The organism is Mediterraneibacter sp. 210702-DFI.5.30 (assembly GCF_020560115.1).
Taxonomy (GTDB): domain Bacteria; phylum Bacillota; class Clostridia; order Lachnospirales; family Lachnospiraceae; genus Mediterraneibacter; species Mediterraneibacter faecis.
The window spans coordinates 125934-146996 of record NZ_JAJCME010000002.1 but is presented as its reverse complement, the minus strand read 5'-3'; the positions used below and the strand labels follow the sequence as shown (position 1 = coordinate 146996).

Below are 21063 nucleotides of genomic sequence, written 5' to 3'. Positions count from 1 at the left end.
GTTGTATATATTATATCAAATACCTGGGAAATGGACAGGAAGCGCGAAATGAAATTACCTACTTATATAGAAGCAGCAATGGGAGTTCTTCTGGTAGTGATTCTGGCAATGGCAGGAAGAAACGGAATGATTCCTCAGAACCAGAAAAATAATGTTATGAAACAGTCAGAAGTAGAACAGAAATCAGATTCTGACATGCAAAATGAAAAGGAAGCAGTTGCGGAAGAGGCAACAGATTCGATAGAAGAAGTTGCACAGACTGACAGCGCAGCAATAACAGCACAGATGTGTTCTCCGGCCGGACAGTATCCGGTCATGGGGGAGAGTGTTGTTACGGTGGATGAGCTTGCAGATTATTTCAATCAATCGGGATACGAATATCCGTCGGAAGAACTGGCAAAAGGTGGAGCAGATACCATAGAAACATTCTGCCAGATTTACTGTGAAGAAGCAGAGGCGGAAGACATCCGGGCAGAGGTTGCATTTACCCAGGCAATGAAAGAGACCGGATTTCTTCAGTTTGGTGGAGATGTAAGTGTTGAACAGTTTAATTTTGCCGGAATAGGAACAACCGGTGGAGGAGTGCCGGGGAATTCTTATCCGGATGTCAGAACAGGAGTGCGGGCACAGATCCAGCATCTGAAGGCCTATGCGACAGATGAACCGCTGAATCAGACTTGCGTGGATAACCGTTATGAATATGTGAAAAAAGCTTCCGCACCTTATGTACAATGGCTGGGACAGAAAGAGAACCCGGAAGGAGTCGGTTGGGCGACAGGAGAGAACTACGGGTATGATATTGCAGGGATGTTGCAACATTTACTTTTAAAAGAGCAAGGTTAAGAAGATATGGCTGGACTTCCGGCGGTGGTTATGATATTTTAAGATTTCTTAAAGAAAGGGAAATCCCTTGACAAATCAGCCTTTGACAGCTATAGTAGTAACAGTTAAAAAGTATTTAACAACTATGTAAAGATACAGGTGTTGAAGAAGAGGAGTACATCATTACTTCCCACAGAGAGAACCGTTCAGATTGCTAAGAGGATCTGGCTGTGAGACGGTTTGGAAAAAGGATGATGGAAGGTAGCTTCGGAGCCGGAATTCTGAAAGGTCGAAGAGGTTGGATAGGAGTTCCCGGAGTCGTTCACGTTACAGAACGAAGAGATGTATATGTAAAGAACAAGGTTAATACAAACAGTAACAAGTTCTTACATATATAAATAAGGTGGTACCGCGAGATTTTCGCCCTTTACGTGAAGTAGAGGGCGTTTTCTAGTTATAGAAGAAAGAGATATCCACTTTTAAAACAATGAGATTGTGGAAAACAACTACAAAATTAACATAATATGTGGAAAAAGGAGAACAATCATGAGCAAAGAACTCGCAAAGACTTACGATCCGAAACAGATCGAAGAGAAACTCTATGAGAGATGGTGTGAGAACAAGTATTTTCATGCTGAAGTAGACAGAAGTAAGAAACCATTTACAACAGTAATGCCGCCTCCGAATATTACAGGAAAGCTGCATATGGGACATGCACTTGACAATACACTGCAGGATATCCTGATCCGTTACAAGAGAATGGAAGGATATAACGCACTGTGGATTCCGGGAACAGACCATGCAGCAATCTCTACAGAGGTTAAGGTTACAAATCAGCTCAAAGAAGAGGGAATCGACAAGAAAGAACTCGGACGTGAGGGATTCCTTGAGAGAACATGGCAGTGGAAAGAAGAATATGCAGGAACAATCGAGAACCAGTTGAAGAAACTTGGTATTTCCTGTGACTGGGACAGAGAGCGTTTCACAATGGACGAGGGATGTTCTAAGGCTGTAGAAGAAGTATTCATCAATTTATACAACAAGGGATATATTTACAAAGGCTCCAGAATCATCAACTGGTGTCCGAAATGTAAGACATCTCTGTCAGACGCAGAGGTAGAGCATGAGGATCAGGACGGAAACTTCTGGCACATTAAGTACCCGATCGCCGGAACAGACCGTTTCCTTGAGATTGCAACAACACGTCCGGAGACACTGCTTGGAGATACAGCGATCGCCGTTCACCCGGATGATGAGAGATACAAAGATATCGTAGGAAAGATGGCAATCCTTCCGCTTGTAAATCGTGAGATTCCGATCGTTGCAGATTATTATGTAGACAAAGAATTCGGAACAGGTGCTGTTAAGATCACACCGGCACATGACCCGAACGATTTCGAAGTAGGAAAGCGTCATAACCTTCCGGAGATCAACATCATGAACGATGATGCAACAATTAACGAGAAGGGTGGAAAATATGCAGGAATGGATCGTTACGAGGCGAGAAAAGCAATCGTAGCTGATCTTGATGAGCAGGGATACCTTGTAAAGGTTGTTCCTCACATGCATGCAGTAGGAACACATGACCGTTGTGGTACAACCGTTGAGCCGCTGATCAAACAGCAGTGGTTTGTAAAGATGGATGAGCTTGCAAAACCGGCGATCAACGCACTGAAGACCGGTGAACTTCGTTTCGTACCGGAGCGTTTTGACAAGATTTACCTTCACTGGCTTGAGAACATCAAAGACTGGTGTATCTCCCGTCAGATCTGGTGGGGACACAGAATTCCGGCTTATTACTGTGATGAGTGCGGTGAATTCGTAGTTGCGAAAGAAGCGCCGGAGAAATGCCCACACTGTGGATGTACACATTTCACACAGGATGAGGATACACTGGATACATGGTTCTCTTCCGCACTGTGGCCGTTCTCCACACTTGGATGGCCGGAGAAGACAGAAGACCTTGATTACTTCTATCCGACAGATGTTCTTGTAACAGGATATGACATTATCTTCTTCTGGGTAATCCGTATGGTATTCTCAGGATATGAGCATACAGGAAAAGCTCCGTTTAACACAGTACTGATCCACGGTCTTGTAAGAGACTCTCAGGGACGTAAGATGAGTAAGTCTCTTGGAAATGGTATCGATCCGCTTGAGATCATCGACAAGTACGGTGCAGATGCCCTGAGACTGACACTGATCACAGGAAATGCACCAGGTAACGACATGCGTTTCTACAACGAGCGCGTTGAGGCAAGCCGTAACTTTGCAAACAAAGTATGGAATGCATCCAGATTTATCCTGATGAATATGGAGAAGAACGTTGTAGAGGAACCGGAAGACTTCCTGCTGAAGCCGGCAGACAGATGGATCCTTTCCAAGGTAAACAGCCTGACAAAAGAAATGACAGAGAACATGGACAAGTTCGAGCTTGGTATCGCAGTTCAGAAAGTTCATGACTTTATCTGGGATGAGTTCTGTGACTGGTATGTAGAGATCGCAAAATATCGTATCTACCATGCGGAGGAAGATTCACAGTCCGCAAACTGTGCTCTGTGGGTACTTAAGACAGTTCTTGGACAGGCACTTAAGCTCCTTCATCCATTTATGCCATTTATTACAGAAGAGATCTACGGAGCACTTGTACCGGAGGAAGAGTCATTGATGATGTCAAGCTGGCCGGTATACAGAGAGGATTGGAAGTTCCCATATGCTACAGAAGTTATTGAGCATGTAAAAGCAATCACACGCGGAATCAGAAATATGCGTGCTGAGATGAATGTTCCGAATAACAAACGTACAAAGGTTTATATTATCAGCAGTGATTCAAAACTGCTTACAGCACTTGAAGCACTCAAGGAATCTGTAAAACCGTTGATGCTGGCAAACGATATTATTCTTCACTATGAGAAGAAAGATGTTGCTGATGATGCAGTATCTATCGTTGTTCCGGGAGCAACAGTTTACCTGCCGCTGGAAGACCTTGTAGACTTCGAGCAGGAGAGAGAAAGACTGAAGAAAGAGGAAGAGAGACTCAACAGCGAGATAAAGAGAGCACAGGGAATGCTTGCAAATGAAAGATTCACAAGCAAAGCACCTGCAGATAAAGTTCAGGCTGAGCGTGATAAACTTGAGAAATATACAAAGATGCTTGAGCAAGTAAAAGAGAGAATCGATAGTCTCAGATAACTGTGGGGGGAGAAAAGCTGCGAAAAAGCAGGAAACTGTAAACAGCAGTTTAGACACAGTATCAGGTATTAGACGGCAAAAAGTCGCACGGCAGAAAGGAGCTAAGATCCCATGCCGTGCATTTTGCCTATAAGAAAGAGGTTATAGATGAAGCGGATTCATATTAAAAAACCAGATATCAAAGGATTTTTTACAAAGGTCAAAAATCTGAAACCAGAAGATATCAAGAGACACTATCAGGAGAAAAAAGCAAGACGCCAGAGAATCCTGGAACAGAGAAGAAACAGTAAATTTGCGAAAAAGATGCAGCCGGTTTATAAGTGGATGAACAGATTTTCACTCGTCCTTCATTATCTGCTGGCCTGTGTTTTGAATTTTTTGATTGAGGTGATCTCAAGGCATTCCTTTTTTGAAGCATGGAGCTACATGACAGGAACACCGCTCGTGTTTCTGTTTAACGTATTTCTAATTTTTGCAACATTTATGATTGTTTATCTGTTCCGCAGACGTGTATTTGTCAGAATTCTTCTTAGTGTATTCTGGCTGTTTCTGGGAGCATGTAACGGATATCTGCTCCTGAAGCGAGTTACACCGTTCAATGCACAGGACTTGAAAGTTCTGTCAGATGCCTTGGAACTGACAAGTAATTACTTTAATGGCTTTGAGATCGTGATGCTTACCATTGGAATCGCAGCTGTTGTTTTGTGGGTGATTTCCATGTGGCGCCGCGGTGGGCAGTATACTGGAAAGATGCACCGCATTATTGCAGTGATCGCTGTTGTGGCATCCGGATTTGCCTATGTAGGACTTACTGATGTTGCAATCGACAAGCGAGTGATCTCAAATTATTTTGGAAATATCGCATTTGCTTACGAAGACTATGGATTCCCATATTGTTTCGCAGCAAGCTTATTTAATACAGGAATCAATCAGCCGGCCGGTTACAGTGAAGAGACGATGGCAGAGATCAACAAGGATGGATGTCTTAACGTGAGTGAGACAAGCCGTTCAAAAGAGGAACTGCCGAATATCATGTTTGTCCAGCTGGAATCTTATTTTGATCCGACAGAGGTAGAATGGCTGAGATTTTCCGAGGATCCGATCCCAAATCTCAGAAAGCTTTATGCTGACTATTCTTCCGGATATTTTAAAGTTCCATCTGTCGGAGCAGGTACAGCGAATACAGAGTTCGAGGTGCTTACCGGAATGAATATGCGTTTCTTCGGACCGGGAGAGTATCCATACAAGACTTATGTGAAGACGACACCTCTTGAGAGTGCGGCAAGTGCACTTTCATCCCTTGGATATGGTGCAGAGGCACTTCACAACAACGGCGGTAATTTCTACAGTCGTGCCAAAGTATACAACAACATGGGATTCGACCATTATACAAGTAAGGAATTCATGAATATCTTAAAGACGACTCCGAAGGGATGGGCGACAGATGATATTCTTGTTCCGAACATCATGGAGTCTTTGGACACAACAGACGGAACAGACTTTGTATGTACAATCAGTGTGCAGGGACATGGAGATTATCCGACAGAGCCGACCTTGGAAAATCCGGAGATCAATGTAACCGGAGTGGAAGATGAAGGCAAGAGAAATGCATGGGAGTACTATGTAAATGAAGTCCATGAGATGGACAAATTCGTTGGACAGCTGATCGATGCAATCGAGCAGAGAGGGGAACCGACAGTGCTCGTATTCTACGGAGACCATCTCCCGACACTTGGTCTGGAAGCAAAAGACCTGAAAGGAAAATATCTGTACAATACGAATTATGTTATCTGGGACAATATTGGACTGGAAAAGAAAGATGGGAATATCGCTGCTTACCAGATTATGGCAGAAGTCTTTGATCGTTTGGATATTCATACAGGAACTATTTTCAATTACCATCAGCAGAGAAGACAGACAAAGAATTATCTTGCTGATCTGGAATTACTCCAGTATGATATCATGTACGGAAAACAGTATGTATACAAGGACAGTGGAGCTCCGATCACAGAAGGACATATGGTCATGGGGGTAAAGGATGCGACGATCACCAGTGTTGTGGAGCAGCTGAAAGGAACTTATAGCATTTACGGAGAGAACTTTACAAAACAAAGTAAGGTTTATATCAACGGAGAGAAGCAGACAACAAAATTCCTGAACAATACAAGACTGGATCTGAAAGAGTCAGAAATCAAAGATGGCGATCAGATCATGGTCGCGCAGTGCGGTTCAAGCAATACAATCTTCCGTACATCGAAGACTTATGAATATACAGGAGGCCAGCTTGTAGAAGTGACAGACCAGGATACGGATGTTGAAAATGGAAGACAGGCCTTTGTAGAACAAAAGGAAGAAAAGAAAAAATGACCTATAAGGAAATCGTAACCTATATAGAAGAAATTCCAAGATTTACAAGAAAGCACTCTCTGGCTCATACCAGAGAGATGCTTCTGTTTTTGGGAAATCCGCAGAATGGAAAGAAGATCATTCATGTAGCGGGAACGAATGGAAAAGGTTCTGTATGCGCTTATCTGGATGCGATGCTCAGGGCAGAAGGAAAAAGCACCGGATTGTTTACTTCACCGCATCTGGTGAAAATGAATGAACGGATTGTTCTGAACGGAAAGCAGATCAGTGATGAGGGTTTCTGCGAAGTATTTGAAGAGACCATGCAGGCTGTCCGCAGGATGCAGGATGCAGGATTGGAGCATCCGACATTTTTCGAATTCTTATTTGCAATGGCGATGAAAGCTTATGACAGAGCAGGAATGGAATACATTGTCCTTGAGACAGGACTTGGAGGTCGGCTGGATGCAACAAGTTCTGTAGAACCGGTCGCCTGCGTGATCACATCGATCGGTCTGGATCATATGGAATATCTTGGTGATACAGTGGAACAGATTGCGGGAGAGAAAGCAGGAATCATCCGGCCGAAAGTTCCGGTGTTCTTTGCACAGACAGCACCGGGAAGTGATTCTGTAATTGAAAAAACAGCAGAAAAAGAAGGCTGTTTCTGTAAAAAAATAGGGAAAGATGCGTACGAAATTCTTGGAATTAAAGATAAACATATTGCATTTTCCTGCGCAAGTGCTTATTATGGAACTACCACGTGGAAATTAAATAATATTGGAACCTATCAGCCGGGGAATGCACTGCTTGCGATGGAAGTGATGCGTTATCTTTTCAAAGAAAACGGTCATCTACAAGAGTGGAGAACAGCACTTGCCAGGGTGAAATGGGCAGGAAGAATGGAAGAGATTCTTCCAAAAGTATACGTTGACGGAGCACATAATGTAAGTGCCATTCAGGCATTTGCAAGAAGTGTTCCGAAGAATCCAGATGGAAATATTATTTTATTTTCGGCGGTAAAAGATAAAGAATATGAAGAAATGATTTCGTATCTATGTAAACATGCTGATGCGGAAGAATATGTAGTAACATTGATCGACGGAGATCGTGCGACAGACGCACACATTCTGGGTGAACTGTTCCGGAAATATACAGAACAGCCGGTGACTGTGATTGAATCTGTCAAAGAGGCAATGCAGTATGTATTGCGGATTCAGGGGAGAAGAACGGTATATTGTCTCGGGTCTCTTTACCTGACAGGAATGATCAAAGAGATTATACAGGAATCTTTAAGCGGATGTGGGGAGGTTTGATTGCAGATGCTTAATTATGAAGAAGAACTCAAAAAATTCAAGCCAAGTCTCGAGGTGGACCAGATTGAGGAAGCTGTTTACAAGGAAGATCTGACAGATATGCAGGATATCGTAAAAGAGGTTATGGCAAAGAAAGAAAAAACGGTGAGAAGATAGAAAGATAGTGGTGGGTATAAATGGATTACACAAAGAAGATCATGTATCAGTCAAATTCCTGGTACAATGATGGACTGCGCAAAGCCCAGGTGAGAGATATGTCCGGGGCAATTGTTTCCTTGCAGCAGAGCCTGCAGTATAACAGGGAGAATATTGCGGCGCGGAATCTTTTAGGTCTTGTGTATTATGGCATAGGGGAAGTTTCAGAAGCTCTTGTGGAGTGGATCATCAGTAAGAATCTGTGCCCAAGAGACAATATTGCAGATTATTATATTAAAAATGTACAGAATTCAGCGAATGAATTAGAATCACTGAATCAGGCAATTAAGAAGTTTAACCAGTGTCTGGTTTACTGTCAGCAGAACGGGGAAGATCTTGCGATCATCCAGTTGAAACAGGTGATCGCGTCTCATCCGACATTTTTGAAGGCGTATCAGCTTCTGGCTCTGATCTATATACAGATGAATCAGAATACAAAGGCAAGACAGATTCTTATAGAAGCAAAGAAATTAGATACAACAAATGAACTGACACTAACCTATTTGCAAGAAGTTACAAAACAGCGTGGCAGATATGGGAAGAATGCAGAGAGAAGTTTCCGGAAACCAAAAAGTGCGACAGTAGAATACAGTCTTGGAAATGAGACGATCATTCAGCCGAAACGTTCTAAGATCCGGGATATGGCACAGCAGCTTGCATTTGCCAATATATTGATCGGAATGGTTCTTGGTGCTGCTTTGATCTGGTTTCTTGTTGCTCCGGCGGTGAATCAGAACCGCTCGGAGAAGTTGAATAATCAGATGCGTGCATACAGTGAACAGATCAACACACTGGAAGCACAGGTGAGTGCCCAGACAAGAACACTGGATCAATATCGAACAGCCGGAGACGAGGCACAGAAAGCAGTTGATCAGGCAAAGGCAACATCTGACAGCTATGAGAAACTGCTTCAGGTTTCAAGTCAGAGCCGTTCCGGAGAATATAGTTATACGGATATGGCAGACGCGCTGCTTGAGATTACAAGAGATTCTCTTGGAGACAGTGGAAAAGAGATGTATGATACACTTTCTGATTCTATTTTCCCAACAGCATGCAGGAGAAGATATGCAGCCGGTGTAGATTCACTGGAATCAGAGGACTATGATCAGGCGATTGAGTACCTGACAAAGGTTGTGAAGATGGACGAAAGTTATAATGATGGACAGGCTATTTATCGTCTGGCACAGGCTTATCAGGGAAAAGGTGATACAGAGAATGCAAAGACCTGGTATCAGAAGATGGTAGATACTTATAATAATTCCAGATATATTGAGGATGCGAAAAAGCAGCTTGCAATTCTGAATGGAGATGCCAGTGCAGATACAAGTGCAGATAGTAGTTCAGTATCAGAGGACTCAGAAAATTCCGATGACTCAGAAAATTCCGATGACTCCAATAGTTATGATAATTCTCAGGATAATGGAGATTACGATAATTCTGACAATACAGAGGATGACGAATAAGATTACGAAGGAAAAGGATATGCGAAGAAGCATATCCTTTTTTAGCGTACGGATTCAGGTAATTAAACGGAAAATGAGAAAAGCAGGAGGCATGAAAATATATGAGATATCAGGTACAGGAAAATTGTCTGACGATCTATCTTCCAAGAGAGGTAGACCATCATAATGCAGATGAAATAAGGAAAGAAGCGGATGCAGTGATCAGCAGAAATCATATCAGATATGTGATCTTTGACTTTGACAGGACAGATTTTATGGATAGTTCAGGAATTGGAATCATTATGGGGAGGTATAAGACCGTCAGTCTGATCGGAGGAGAAGTCTGGGCGGTACATACGAACGAAAGAATCCGGAAGATTCTTACATTTTCAGGAGCAGCAAAGATTATGCAGATTTATGAGGGGGAAAAGTGATGGAGGCGAGTAATACACAGAATAATGAGATGGAGATCCGCTTTGACAGCAGATCAGAAAATGAGGGATTTGCCAGAGTATCTGTAGCATCCTTTTTAACACAACTAAACCCAACGGTGGAAGAAGTAGCAGATGTGAAGACTGCAGTGTCAGAAGCTGTAACAAATGCGATTATCCACGGATATGAACAGAGAGTAGAGAAAGTAAAGATACATTGTAGTATAGAAAACCAGCTTTTTACAGTAGAAATATCGGACCGTGGAAAAGGTATTGCAAATGTGGAAAAAGCAATGGAACCGATGTTTACAACAAAACCGGAGGATGATCGGTCAGGAATGGGATTTTCTTTTATGGAAGCATTTATGGATACTGTGGAAGTAGAGTCAAAGGTAGGGGAAGGAACCAGTGTGAAAATGACTAAGACAATAGGTAAAGGGAGCAGAATATGGACGACACAATCGCTTTAATCAGAAAGTCACACGACGGAGATAAAAAAGCGAGAGAAGAACTTGTTGAAAAAAATATAGGTCTTATCTGGTGCGTAGTAAAGCGATTTTACGGAAGAGGTGCAGAACCGGAAGACTTGTTTCAGATTGGAAGCATTGGACTGCTTAAGGCAATTGATAAATTTGATTTTTCTTATGAAGTACAGTTTTCAACCTATGCTGTTCCAATGATATCCGGAGAAATCCGGCGTTTTTTGAGAGATGACGGAATGATAAAAGTCAGCCGTTCATTGAGAGAGCTATCCTATAAGAGTCTGCAGGCGAGAGAAAAGATGACCAGGATACTCGGGAGAGAACCGACATTGAAAGAGTTATCAGAAGAGCTTCAGATAGATTGTGAGGAGATCGTCCAGGCAATGGAGTCGTCAGTGGAGGTGGAATCCATATATAAGCCGATCCATCAGAAAGAGGGAAGCGAGATCCTTCTGATGGATAAGCTGGAAGAAAAAGACAGGCAGGAAGAAAAGGTGCTTGATCGAATTGTATTAAAAGAAGTACTGGAAACACTTGAAGCGAAGGAACGGACGATCATTTATCTGAGATATTTTGCAGGAAAGACGCAGGCTGAGATAGGAAAGAAAATGGGAATGTCTCAGGTGCAGGTGTCAAGGACAGAAAAAAAGGTGCTGGAGCGGATGCGGAAAGAAATGAAGCGGTAGAGTTTACCATCTTTTCCAAAAAAACAATCCCGCTCCGATTCCTTTCCCTAATGCAACCATTATCACAAACACCGCGAGATACCGGACAATCCTTGCCCGTCTCATAAAAATGGGAAATACATTCAAAATTTCTGCAAGTGCCATTGCCCAGCAACCAACAAAAATCCCTCCGAAAAGTCCATAAATTGCAAGAAATATCATCCTTCCCGGAAGATTAACTTCAAAAATCTGAAACAAGTTTCCAAGGATCGCACCGGCTGCTACCATATCTTCATAAATTAAAATATGATTGCCGGTATGGGTACGATCTGCAAAATCTGAGATCACACCAAGTTCCACAATGAAAGAAAAGACACCGCCAGCTACTATCATTCCGGCACTTAAACCAAGCAATGCCAGGAAAATTGTCTGCAACAAGTTCATTTTCCGACCTCCAGTTCTTTCTTTTGCCGTGCTGCATTTTCCACCAGAGTTGTCTGGATATCATTTTCATAAAGACGCATCTGTATTTCCATCGGTGTAGGATCTACTGTAAAGCGTTTCTTACCAAAGTGATTAAAAAATATTAGAATTCCGATTGCAAGCCCTATGGAATACGTGACTTCCAGAACAGAAAAACCATCTGTCTTCTTTCCCATGATCAGTTCATAAATCTGACCAAATAGCTTCGTTACCCCAACATCATTATTGAATGCCATGATCGAGAAGGCAGATCCAAAGAAAATCACTGCGGATACCAGAACTACCTTTAAAATGTGCCAGAGAAGAGGTGGTGTTTTCTGATTTTCATAAGTAACGATAATATCTGTTTCGCCCAGATTTTGGATCTCCAGCCGGGGATACTGTTCATGAATACAAGCAATGATTTTCAACACGGAAATTACATAGCGCTGTTCTTTTTCCTCCCGGATCTTCAAAATCCGCAAAGTTTTTACTTTCATCAGGATGGTCTTGTCTGAACACTCCATATTCAGGAGGTCTCCTAACATGACGTTTTGCTTTGATACCTCAACATTCCTGTCTGCTTTGAGATAAAGAGTTGTTGATTCAGATGCCATGGACGATCACCTCCAGTTTCTTATCCGGAGCAGAATATTTGTTACTGTTCACACGATGTGCGACCAGCAACGCATCTCGCCATTTTAAATCGCCTTTGGCGATGGGGCGAGATGCATTCAAGTCAAAACGCGCATCCTCCGTGTCAATCAGCGGAGTGATTGACACGGGAGTGAACAGTAACGAATATTTCACAAGATATCCCTCATCATTTTGCATTTTCTTCTGTCCATTCCAATAAAACAGACCAATAACAACTGCGCATAGTAAAAGGATTATTAAAGCAAACCATCTCTTTTTCGCTCTGTTTTTCATTTCATCAGACCTCCTGAAGTGTTTTTTTCTATTATTTGGTAACTGTTCAGAGCCAAGCAAAATTTCAAAAAACAGGTATAAAATGCTTGCATTTTTAAAACTGTTTTTGAAATTTTATTTGGCGGATACGCCACACCGACGAAATGCGTAGCATTTTGGAGGTTGGCTCTGAACAGTTACATTATTTGCAGCTTTAATAAAAATATACTTTTCGTTTTCATTATCTTGACAAGCAATAAATCCCGTACTAAAATAAATACATAAGCAAAACCGAAACGTTTCGGTTTTGGAAATAAGGAGGACGATACGATGCCATTAGTTACATCAGAAAAGATGCTTTTAGACGCAAAGAAGGATGGATACGCAGTAGGCGCATTCAATGTAGAGAATATGGAGATGGTTAAAGCAGTCATCGCTGCAGCGGAGGAGCTGAACGCACCGGTGATGCTTCAGACAACACCTTCTACTGTAAAGTACGGAACATTGGAGACATTTGCAGGAATCGTGAAAGCAGAAGCTGCGAAAACAAAGATCCCGGTATGTCTGCATCTGGATCACGGCAATAGCTTTGAACTTGCAGTTCAGGCAATGAAAGCTGGTTACACATCTGTTATGATCGACGGTTCCCACGAAGATTTTGAGAATAATATCGCAGTGACGAAGAAGGTTGTAGATGTAGCAAATGCATTTGGTATTCCGGTAGAAGCTGAACTTGGTAAAGTTGGCGGAAAGGAAGACGACCTTGAGGCTGATGCTGATACGAACACAGATCCGCAGGAAGCGAAAGAATTCGTAGAGCGCACAGGAGTTTCCTCTCTTGCAGTAGCGATTGGAACAGCGCACGGCTTTTATGTAGGAACCCCGGTTCTTGACAAGCCAAGAGTAAGCGCAATCAAAGAAGTTGTAGATGTTCCGCTCGTGCTTCATGGAGCTTCCGGACTGAGTGAAGAAGACGTAAGAGAATGTGTAGAGCGTGGAATGTGTAAAGTCAACTTTGCTACTGAGCTTCGTGTTGCATACACAGATGCCGTGAAGAAACTGCTTGAAGAGAAGCCGGAGACATTCGATCCGAAGAAACTCGGTGTTGTTGCGATGGAAGCTGTAAAAGAACAGGTGATCGCACGCATGAAGATGTGCGGATGTGATGGAAAAGCAAAATAAAACAAGTGATAGCTTACAAGATACAGAATAAGGAAATAAGTTTATGGGTGCAACGATGAAAGACATTGCCCGAGAGACAGGGCTCGGACTTGCAACAATTTCTTCTTATCTAAATGGAGGAAATGTGCGTGAGAAAAACAGAATCAAGATCGAAGAGGCAATTGAGAAGCTTCATTTTGAGGTAAATGAAGTTGCAAGAGGATTAAAGACAAACCGAACAAAGACCATCGGAATCATCTTACCCGAGTTGAACAACATTTTCTTTTCAGAGATCATTACAGCAGCGGAAGATTTATTAAGAAGTCATGGGTATGCGACGATGATCTGTGACTGCAGATCCGATGTGAAGCGAGAAGAAGAGGCAGCAGAATTCCTTCTTCACAGAAGAGTGGATGGTTTGATCATGATGCCAACCGGAGCAGAGAAGAAAGTATTTGATAGATTTAGAAAATCCGGAAGACCGGTTGTACTGATCGACCGAAGGATGGAGAACGGAGATTGTGACTGCGTTCTTGTAGACAATGAAGGAGCAGCGCAGAACGCAGTGAAACGGCTGATGAAAAAAGGGCATAAGAAGATTGGTATGATAACAGGACCGGATAATGTGTATACAGCAAGGGAACGTCAACGAGGATATGAGCTTGCAATACAAGAATCATCCAAAGCTAGATCAGCACAACAATCAGATTTAAAAGGCAAAACAGATACAAAACTTTTGGCAGATGGTAACTACACGATTGCCGGCGGAGCGAAAGCGATGCGCAAGCTTTACGAAGACAATCCAGATATGACAGCAGTCTTTATCTCCAACTACGAGATGACAGTCGGAGCAATGATGGAGATCAATGACCTTGGTATCAAAGTTCCGGAACAGCTGTCTGTGATAGGATTTGATAACATGGATTTTGCAAGAGCTGTAGTACCAAGATTGACAATCGTGTCACAGCCAACGGAAGAGATTGGACAAGCGGCAGCAAATCTGTTATTGAGTCATCTCGAAGATAAGGATGAAACATCAGATAAAACATCAGACAAAATAGAAACAACAGAGACAATCTGGCTGAAAACCGGATTCGTAGAAGGAGAATCAGTGGCGGACATTTCATAAAGAGGAGGAGACCATGGGAGAATATTTATTAGGAATAGATATCGGAACCAGTGCCTGCAAGATTGCAGTCTTTGCAAAAGACGGAACCGTCAAGGCAACCGGAACCGGTGATTATCAGGTTTATTACCCACATCCTGGATGGGCAGAACAGAATCCGGAAGAATGGTGGGAAGCAGTTTGCGATGCAATCCCAAGGGTACTCGTAAAAGGAAATATTTCCCCGGAAGAGATTAAAGGAATCGGAATCGATGGACAGAGCTGGTCTGCGATCGCAGTCGATAAAGATGGAAATGTACTTACGAACACCCCAATCTGGATGGACACAAGAGCCACAGATATCTGTGAAGAATTCAATGAAAAGATTGGGAAAGACAAGATCTTCGAGCTTTGCGGCAACTCTTTGCAGCCATCTTATACAACTGCAAAGATCATCTGGTATCAGAGAAATCTGCCGGAAGTCTATGCAAAGACTTATAAGATCCTTCAATCCAACAGTTATATTGCATACAAACTGACCGGTGTGATGACACAGGATCTTTCTCAGGGATATGGCCTTCACTGTTTTGATATGAGAACAGGAACCTGGAATGAAGAGATGTGTCAGGAATTTGGATTTTCTTCTGAGCTATTGCCGGAAATTCATGCCTGTCATGAAGTGATCGGTGAGGTAAATGAGAAAGCTGCGAAAGAAAGCGGACTGGCGGAAGGAACACCGGTCGTGGCCGGAGGACTCGATGCAGCATGTGGAACTCTCGGTGCAGGAGTGATCCACAGCGGAGAGACACAGGAACAAGGTGGACAGGCAGGTGGAATGAGTATCTGTACTGACCAGTATCGTGCCGATGAGCGGTTGATTCTTGGATTTCATGTCGTGCCGGATTGCTGGCTCTTACAAGGCGGAACAACCGGAGGCGGCGGAGTGATGCGCTGGCTTGAGCGGGAGTTCGGGGCGTACGAAAGAGAAGAAGGAAAACGTCAGGGAAAAAGCTCACTGGATTTATTTAATGAAGAGGCGGCAGCAGTAGCACCGGGAAGTGACGGAGTGATCTTCCTCCCATATATGTCCGGTGAGAGAACTCCGATCTGGGATCCAAACGCAAAAGGTGTCTACTACGGATTAGATTTCAGTAAGACAAAAGGACACTTCATCCGTGCGGCAATGGAAGGAACAGCCTATGCATTGAAGCATAACCTTGATGTTGCGGAAGAAGCCGGAGCGAAAGTAGAAGTCCTGCGTGCGATGGGCGGATCAGCAAACTCCTTATTGTGGACACAGATCAAGTCTGACATCACAGGAAAACCAATTGTTGTTCCATCCTCTGACACAGCAACAACACTCGGTGCAGTGATTCTTGCCGGAGTCGGAATCGGAATGTACAAAGACTTTGACGAGGCAGTGAAGCTTACTATTGAAGAGAAGCGTTCCCACGAACCGAATAATGAAAACAGAAAAGTTTACGATAAAAATTACGAAACATATATAGAACTTTATAAACAATTAAAGGAAACTATGGCGAAAAACCATGAATAAGAAATAAATTAACAAAAGATCAAAAAAGGAGGATCTTGAAAATGAAAGCAGCAGTTGTATGCGCCAACGAAGACGTACAGTATCTTGATTACGAAGAACCGACACCGGGACCGGGCGAAGTTAAGGTCAAAGTAAAATGTTCCGGTATCTGCGGATCTGATATTCCACGAGTACTTCACAACGGAGTTCATTTCTATCCAATCGTACTTGGACATGAGTTCTCAGGAGATGTTGTAGAAGTAGGTGAAGGTGTAACAAAGGTTAAGGTTGGAGATCACGTATCCGGTGCACCATTGAAACCATGTATGAAATGTGATGACTGTCAGAACGGAAACTTCTCTCTGTGCAAACATTACAGCTTTATTGGTTCCAGAGAGCAGGGATCCAATGCCGATTATGTAGTGATCCCAGAGCAAAATGCAGTTGTATATGATCCAGGCATTCCGTATGAACAGGCGGCCATGTTTGAGCCTGCCACTGTAGCTATCCACGGTGTATTCCAGAATGATTATCAGGGCGGACAGTATGTTGCAGTACTCGGCGGCGGAACGATCGGAATGTTTACAATGCAGTGGTGCAAGATCTTCGGATCCAAGAAAGTTGTAGTTTTCGACATCAGTGATGAGAGACTTGAACTTGCAAAACGTCTTGGAGCTGACGAAGTTGTCAACACAACGAAAGATAATTTTATGGAAGAGGCAATGGCGATCACAGGCGGTAAAGGATACGGATTTGTATTCGAGACAGCCGGACAGGTTCCAACCATGCATATGGCATTTGAACTTGCAGGAAACAAATCCCATGTATGCTTTATCGGAACACCACATGTGAATCTTGAGTTCACACCGGCAATGTGGGAGAACATGAACCGTAAAGAGTTCAAACTGACAGGATCTTGGATGTCCTACAGCGCACCGTTCCCTGGCAAAGAGTGGGATCTGACAGCACATTACTTTGCGACAGGACAGCTGAAATTCGACAAGGGATTTATTTACAAAATGGTTCCGATGAGTCAGGCACAGGAAGCATTCCAGATGTTTAAGACACCGGGACTTGTACAGGGGAAAGTAATGCTTGTAAACGAAGATTAATCAGAGAGGGGGACAAGAGCTTTGATGTGTTAAAGCTCTGTACCGAATATGATACTTACAGTAACATTAAATGCAGCAATCGACAAAAGATATGTTGTGGAAGGCTATCAGGTCGGTGAAGTCAACCGTGTGAAAGAATGTGCGTATACGCCAGGCGGAAAAGGATTAAATGTATCCAAGCCGGCGTCTATCGCAGGAGCGGAAGTGGTCGCGACAGGATTTGTCGGAGGTCATGCAGGAAATTATATCGAAGACGCACTGAAACCATTTGGAATCAAGAGCGAATTCTATCATCTGGAAGAAGAGAGCCGATCCTGTATCAACATCTGGGATGAAGTCAATCACGTGCAGACAGAATTTCTTGAGCCGGGATTCACGGTATCTGAGGAAGAATTTAAGGGATTCGAAAAACATTTCACAGAACTGGTGAAGAAAGCAGATGTTGTTGCTATGTCAGGAAGTGTTCCAAAAGGACTTGACGGAACCGCTTATCAGCGTCTTGTAAGAATCTGCAAAGAGGCAGGAAAGAAAGTCATCCTTGATACAAGTGGAAAACTGCTTGAGATGGGAATCGAGGCAAAGCCGACGATGATCAAGCCAAACATTGATGAGATCCGTATGTTGACAGGAAAAAGCTGCGACAACTTCCAGGACATGGTAGATGCGGCAAAACAGATTCATGCAGATGGAGTCGAGATCGTAGCAGTGTCACTCGGTGGAGACGGTTCCTTTGTCGTATGTGATGACGGAATCTTTCGCGCACGTGTGCCGAAGATTGATGCGGTAAACACTGTAGGATGCGGAGATTCCATGATCGCCGGGTTCGCTCTTGGACTTAGCGAAGGACTTTCGGTTGAAGAGACATTGAAGAAAGCAAGTGCGATCTCAGCGGCAGCAGCACTCAGAGAAGAAACAGGATTCTTCGTAAAAGAAGATATGGAAAAGATCTATCCACAGGTGGAGATTGAGAAAATCGGTTAGATTAGATAAAAGGAGAGTTATCATGGGTGAATTTATTAATCCGGCAGATGTGCCAAAAGTAAAATTCTACACAGGTGATGAAGCACCATGTATCGGAATGGGAACATTTGGTTCCGACAGATTTACAGCAGATCAGATTGCTGAAGCAGTAGACGGAGCAATCAAAAGCGGATACCGCATGTTTGATTGTGCCGCATGCTACGGAAATGAACCGGAGATCGGTAAAGTATTTAAAAATGCATTTGATGAGGGAATCGTAGAACGTAAAGATCTCTTTATTATGACAAAAGTATGGAACGATATGCACGAACATGTCGAAGAAGCTTGCAAGAAAAGTATCGCAGATCTCCAGTGTGATTATGTGGATATGTATTATATTCACTGGCCATTCCCGAATTACCATGCACCAAAATGCGATGTAGAGTCAAGAAATCCGGATTCTAAACCATTCAGTGTGGAAGAATTCATGAATACATACAGACAGTGTGAAAAACTTGTCGAAGACGGATTGACAAGATTCATCGGAATCTCCAATATGACGATTCCGAAACTCGAAGCAGTACTTCCATTGATGAAGATCAAACCGGTTGCCTGTGAGCTCGAGATCCATCCTTGCTTCCAGCAACAGGAACTTTACGATTACCTCGTAGCACACGATATCCAGCCGGTAGGTTACATGCCAATCGGTTCTCCGATGAGACCGGAGAGAGATATGTGTCCGGAAGATGTAGCAGATCTGCAGACTCCGGTTATGCAGGAGATTGCGAAGGCTCATAACTGTCACCCGGCGATCATTGCACTGAAATGGGCAAGACAGAGAGGCGAGATTGCAATTCCGTTCTCACTTCACAATTATGTAAGCAACTTAAAAGCAATGACAGAAGATCCGCTGACAGAAGAAGAGATGGCGAAGATCGCAACACTCGAAAAAGGAAACCGCCTTGTAAAAGGACAGGTGTTCTTGTGGCATGGAGCAAAAGACTGGCATGATCTCTGGGATGAAGATGGAGAAATCGTGACATTGTAAAAAATGAGATAAAATGATGTTGAGAGATACAGCTCTTGTAGGAAGTTGAGACTTTTACAGGAGCTGTATTTTAGTAGAAAAAAGGATCGGATTTTCTGCGTGAAATAAAAAAGTTGACATGCACACATTTTTATGATAATATATCGCTCGTAACATTTTTGTAATAAATGTAATAAAAATGAAAATAATGCATAGTATTAATAAAGAATAGTAATTAAATGGTAAAAATTATGCAACAAAATTGTTAGGAGGGTATATGAAATTTAATAAAAATAAAAGGATGTTTCTGGCGATGTATACAGCAATGATGAGTGCGGTCATGCTGACGGGATTTGCAAGTTCCACGGAAGCACAGGAGCAGAGTGCTGTAGAATCAGAAGTGTCAACGGAGCCATCGGATCAGGAAGAAACTTTAGATGACACGCAGTCTGCCGGGGATGTAGGTACTGACTGGTGTGTATCAAAGGAAGTGATCGATGTACAGTCAGGGATGATCGAGAATGTGAAGATCGCGGCAGTTGAAGCGAAGATTGCTTATGAAGCAAAGCTGGAAGAAGAGAGACGTGCGGCGGAAGAAGCAGAACGGATCGCCAGAGAGAAGGCAGAAGCAGAAGCGGCAGCAGCGGCACAGGCAGAAGCAGCGGCTGCACAGCAGGCAGCAGAAAAAGAATTGCTGGCATCCCTGATCTTCTGTGAAGCGGGAAACCAGCCGTATGAAGGACAGGTTGCGGTTGGAGCGGTTGTAATGAACCGTATCAAGAGTTCCTCTTATCCGGATACGATGGAAGAAGTAATCTACCAGTCCGGTCAGTTCTCACCGGCAATGTCCGGATGGCTTGACCGCGTAAGAGCAAACCAGGGCTATACAGAAACTGCGATGCAGGCGGCAGAAGATGCACTTGCAGGAAGCAATCCGATTGGAGATTGTCTGTATTTCAGTGTAGGCGGTTACGGAACACGGATCGGAGATCACTTATTTCATTAGAATGCCCCACTCACAACATCTGATCAAACAGAGTTGATCAGATACTGTGGAATCCTTTTCCGATAATCTCACTTGTATTAGAGATCAGAATAAACGCCTTTGGATCAGTAATCTTGATGAAATTACGCAGGCGGACAGCCTGGGTACGGTTGAGCGCAGTCAGGACGATCGCTTTGTCCTGACCGGAATAAGCACCCGTTGCGTGAAAGACGCTGGCACTACGGTTCAGCTCATGAACGATGAAATCACAGATCGGTTCCGGGTCGTCACATACAACATTAAAATATTTGGACAAATTGAAGTTCTCGATAAAGGTGTCTACCATGAAAGAACGAATCGTAAGTCCGAGCAAAGAATATAATCCAGTTTTGATATCGAAGATAAAGAATCCGGCAATAGTGATCAACAGATCAGAAAGCATAAGAGCCGGTCCGATATTGAAGCTGGAATATTTTTTTAAAATCATAGCAATAATATCTGTACCGCCACTGGAACTGCCAATGTTGAACAAAATGGCAGAGCCAAGAGCCGGAAGTGCAATCGCAAAACAAAGCTCCAGCATCGGCTGGTCTGTCAAAGGAGCTTTCATCGGGCAGGCGCGCTCCAGAAAAGAAAGCGTTACCGAGAGCAGAATACTGCAATAAGCTGTCTTAGCTGCGAATTTCTTACCAAGAACAATCATTCCGATCACCAGAAGCGTCATACTGGCAACAAAGTTGAAATCACCGGCTGTCATAAGTCCTGTCTTCGCAATAAGAACAGCAAGACCGGTGATACCGCCGAAGGTAAAGTTATTCGTGAACTTGAAAAAGTAGGTACCAATCGCCATGATCAGTGTGCTGACTGTCAGTAAAAGAAAATGTTTCCCCTTGTCTAACATAAATAAATTCCTCCCC

20 protein-coding genes and 1 other annotated feature are annotated in these 21063 nt (G+C 43.2%); of the genes, 16 read left to right on the top strand and 4 right to left on the bottom strand.

The annotated features are described in order from the left end of the window. Positions 1-48 precede the first annotated feature (48 nt). The 9 genes from LI126_RS02620 (at position 49) to sigF (ending at position 10912) form a co-directional block, all read left to right on the top strand. Positions 49-843, top strand: a complete 795-nt coding sequence (locus LI126_RS02620) for a glucosaminidase domain-containing protein (protein ID WP_227164777.1) — start codon at positions 49-51, stop codon at positions 841-843. A 132-nt stretch (positions 844-975) separates the two neighbouring features. Further along, positions 976-1253 (top strand) — a binding site (T-box leader). Between the two features lie 115 nt (positions 1254-1368). Beyond that, positions 1369-4014 (top strand): valine--tRNA ligase, encoded by a 2646-nt coding sequence (locus tag LI126_RS02615; protein WP_227164776.1) that lies wholly within the window; start codon positions 1369-1371, stop codon positions 4012-4014. Between the two features lie 147 nt (positions 4015-4161). Next, the gene (locus tag LI126_RS02610; RefSeq protein WP_227164775.1) at positions 4162-6381 is read left to right on the top strand and encodes an LTA synthase family protein; all 2220 of its coding nucleotides are present in this window, start codon (positions 4162-4164) and stop codon (positions 6379-6381) included. Next, positions 6378-7676 carry a bifunctional folylpolyglutamate synthase/dihydrofolate synthase gene (locus LI126_RS02605; protein ID WP_227164774.1) on the top strand — a complete coding sequence of 433 codons (1299 nt, stop codon included), beginning with the start codon at positions 6378-6380 and terminating at the stop codon, positions 7674-7676. Before LI126_RS02610 ends, LI126_RS02605 begins: the two co-directional genes overlap by 4 nt. A gap of 6 nt (positions 7677-7682) precedes the next feature. After that, entirely contained in the window at positions 7683-7832 is a 150-nt protein-coding gene (locus LI126_RS02600; RefSeq protein ID WP_167549861.1) for a hypothetical protein, read from the top strand. A gap of 20 nt (positions 7833-7852) precedes the next feature. Next, positions 7853-9334: a tetratricopeptide repeat protein gene (locus LI126_RS02595; RefSeq protein WP_227164773.1), complete on the top strand. Its 1482-nt coding sequence runs from the start codon at positions 7853-7855 to the stop codon at positions 9332-9334. A 101-nt stretch (positions 9335-9435) separates the two neighbouring features. Then, on the top strand, positions 9436-9747 hold the full coding sequence (locus LI126_RS02590) for an STAS domain-containing protein (RefSeq protein WP_020436535.1): 312 nt from the start codon (positions 9436-9438) through the stop codon (positions 9745-9747). Further along, entirely contained in the window at positions 9747-10214 is a 468-nt protein-coding gene (gene spoIIAB / locus LI126_RS02585; protein ID WP_015528216.1) for an anti-sigma F factor, read from the top strand. The genes LI126_RS02590 and spoIIAB overlap by 1 nt, the downstream gene beginning before the upstream one ends. After that, on the top strand, positions 10193-10912 hold the full coding sequence (gene sigF, locus LI126_RS02580) for an RNA polymerase sporulation sigma factor SigF (RefSeq protein ID WP_015528215.1): 720 nt from the start codon (positions 10193-10195) through the stop codon (positions 10910-10912). The genes spoIIAB and sigF overlap by 22 nt, the downstream gene beginning before the upstream one ends. Before the next feature lie 3 nt (positions 10913-10915). Here sigF and LI126_RS02575 read toward each other — a convergent pair whose 3' ends face one another. Genes LI126_RS02575 through LI126_RS02565 form a run of 3 tightly spaced genes read right to left on the bottom strand, consistent with a single transcriptional unit; the run spans position 10916 to position 12283 of the window. Beyond that, entirely contained in the window at positions 10916-11335 is a 420-nt protein-coding gene (locus tag LI126_RS02575; protein WP_227164772.1) for a stage V sporulation protein AB, read from the bottom strand. Further along, positions 11332-11970 carry a stage V sporulation protein AA gene (locus tag LI126_RS02570; RefSeq protein WP_196020174.1) on the bottom strand — a complete coding sequence of 213 codons (639 nt, stop codon included), beginning with the start codon at positions 11968-11970 and terminating at the stop codon, positions 11332-11334. The genes LI126_RS02575 and LI126_RS02570 overlap by 4 nt, the downstream gene beginning before the upstream one ends. Then, a complete protein-coding gene (locus tag LI126_RS02565; RefSeq protein ID WP_055157603.1) occupies positions 11960-12283 on the bottom strand; it encodes a hypothetical protein in 324 nt (107 codons plus the stop codon). Before LI126_RS02565 ends, LI126_RS02570 begins: the two co-directional genes overlap by 11 nt. Before the next feature lie 309 nt (positions 12284-12592). Between LI126_RS02565 and LI126_RS02560 the strand changes: the two genes are divergently transcribed. The 7 genes from LI126_RS02560 (at position 12593) to LI126_RS02530 (ending at position 20167) form a co-directional block, all read left to right on the top strand. Beyond that, positions 12593-13444, top strand: a complete 852-nt coding sequence (locus tag LI126_RS02560) for a class II fructose-bisphosphate aldolase (protein WP_015528212.1) — start codon at positions 12593-12595, stop codon at positions 13442-13444. 43 nt (positions 13445-13487) lie between these two features. Next, on the top strand, positions 13488-14552 hold the full coding sequence (locus tag LI126_RS02555) for a LacI family DNA-binding transcriptional regulator (protein ID WP_227164771.1): 1065 nt from the start codon (positions 13488-13490) through the stop codon (positions 14550-14552). A 13-nt stretch (positions 14553-14565) separates the two neighbouring features. Continuing rightward, complete coding sequence (gene xylB, locus LI126_RS02550) at positions 14566-16083, top strand: xylulokinase (RefSeq protein WP_055145980.1); 1518 nt, start codon at positions 14566-14568, stop codon at positions 16081-16083. Between the two features lie 41 nt (positions 16084-16124). Then, positions 16125-17174: a galactitol-1-phosphate 5-dehydrogenase gene (locus tag LI126_RS02545; protein ID WP_227164770.1), complete on the top strand. Its 1050-nt coding sequence runs from the start codon at positions 16125-16127 to the stop codon at positions 17172-17174. A gap of 48 nt (positions 17175-17222) precedes the next feature. Further along, positions 17223-18155 (top strand): 1-phosphofructokinase, encoded by a 933-nt coding sequence (gene pfkB, locus LI126_RS02540; protein ID WP_055146401.1) that lies wholly within the window; start codon positions 17223-17225, stop codon positions 18153-18155. Positions 18156-18177: 22 nt separating this feature from the next. After that, positions 18178-19182 carry an aldo/keto reductase gene (locus tag LI126_RS02535; RefSeq protein WP_015528207.1) on the top strand — a complete coding sequence of 335 codons (1005 nt, stop codon included), beginning with the start codon at positions 18178-18180 and terminating at the stop codon, positions 19180-19182. 256 nt (positions 19183-19438) lie between these two features. Further along, positions 19439-20167, top strand: coding sequence for a cell wall hydrolase (locus tag LI126_RS02530; RefSeq protein ID WP_117824853.1), 729 nt, complete (start codon positions 19439-19441; stop codon positions 20165-20167). A 37-nt stretch (positions 20168-20204) separates the two neighbouring features. Here LI126_RS02530 and LI126_RS02525 read toward each other — a convergent pair whose 3' ends face one another. After that, positions 20205-21047: a YitT family protein gene (locus tag LI126_RS02525; RefSeq protein WP_227164769.1), complete on the bottom strand. Its 843-nt coding sequence runs from the start codon at positions 21045-21047 to the stop codon at positions 20205-20207. Positions 21048-21063: the final 16 nt, after the last annotated feature.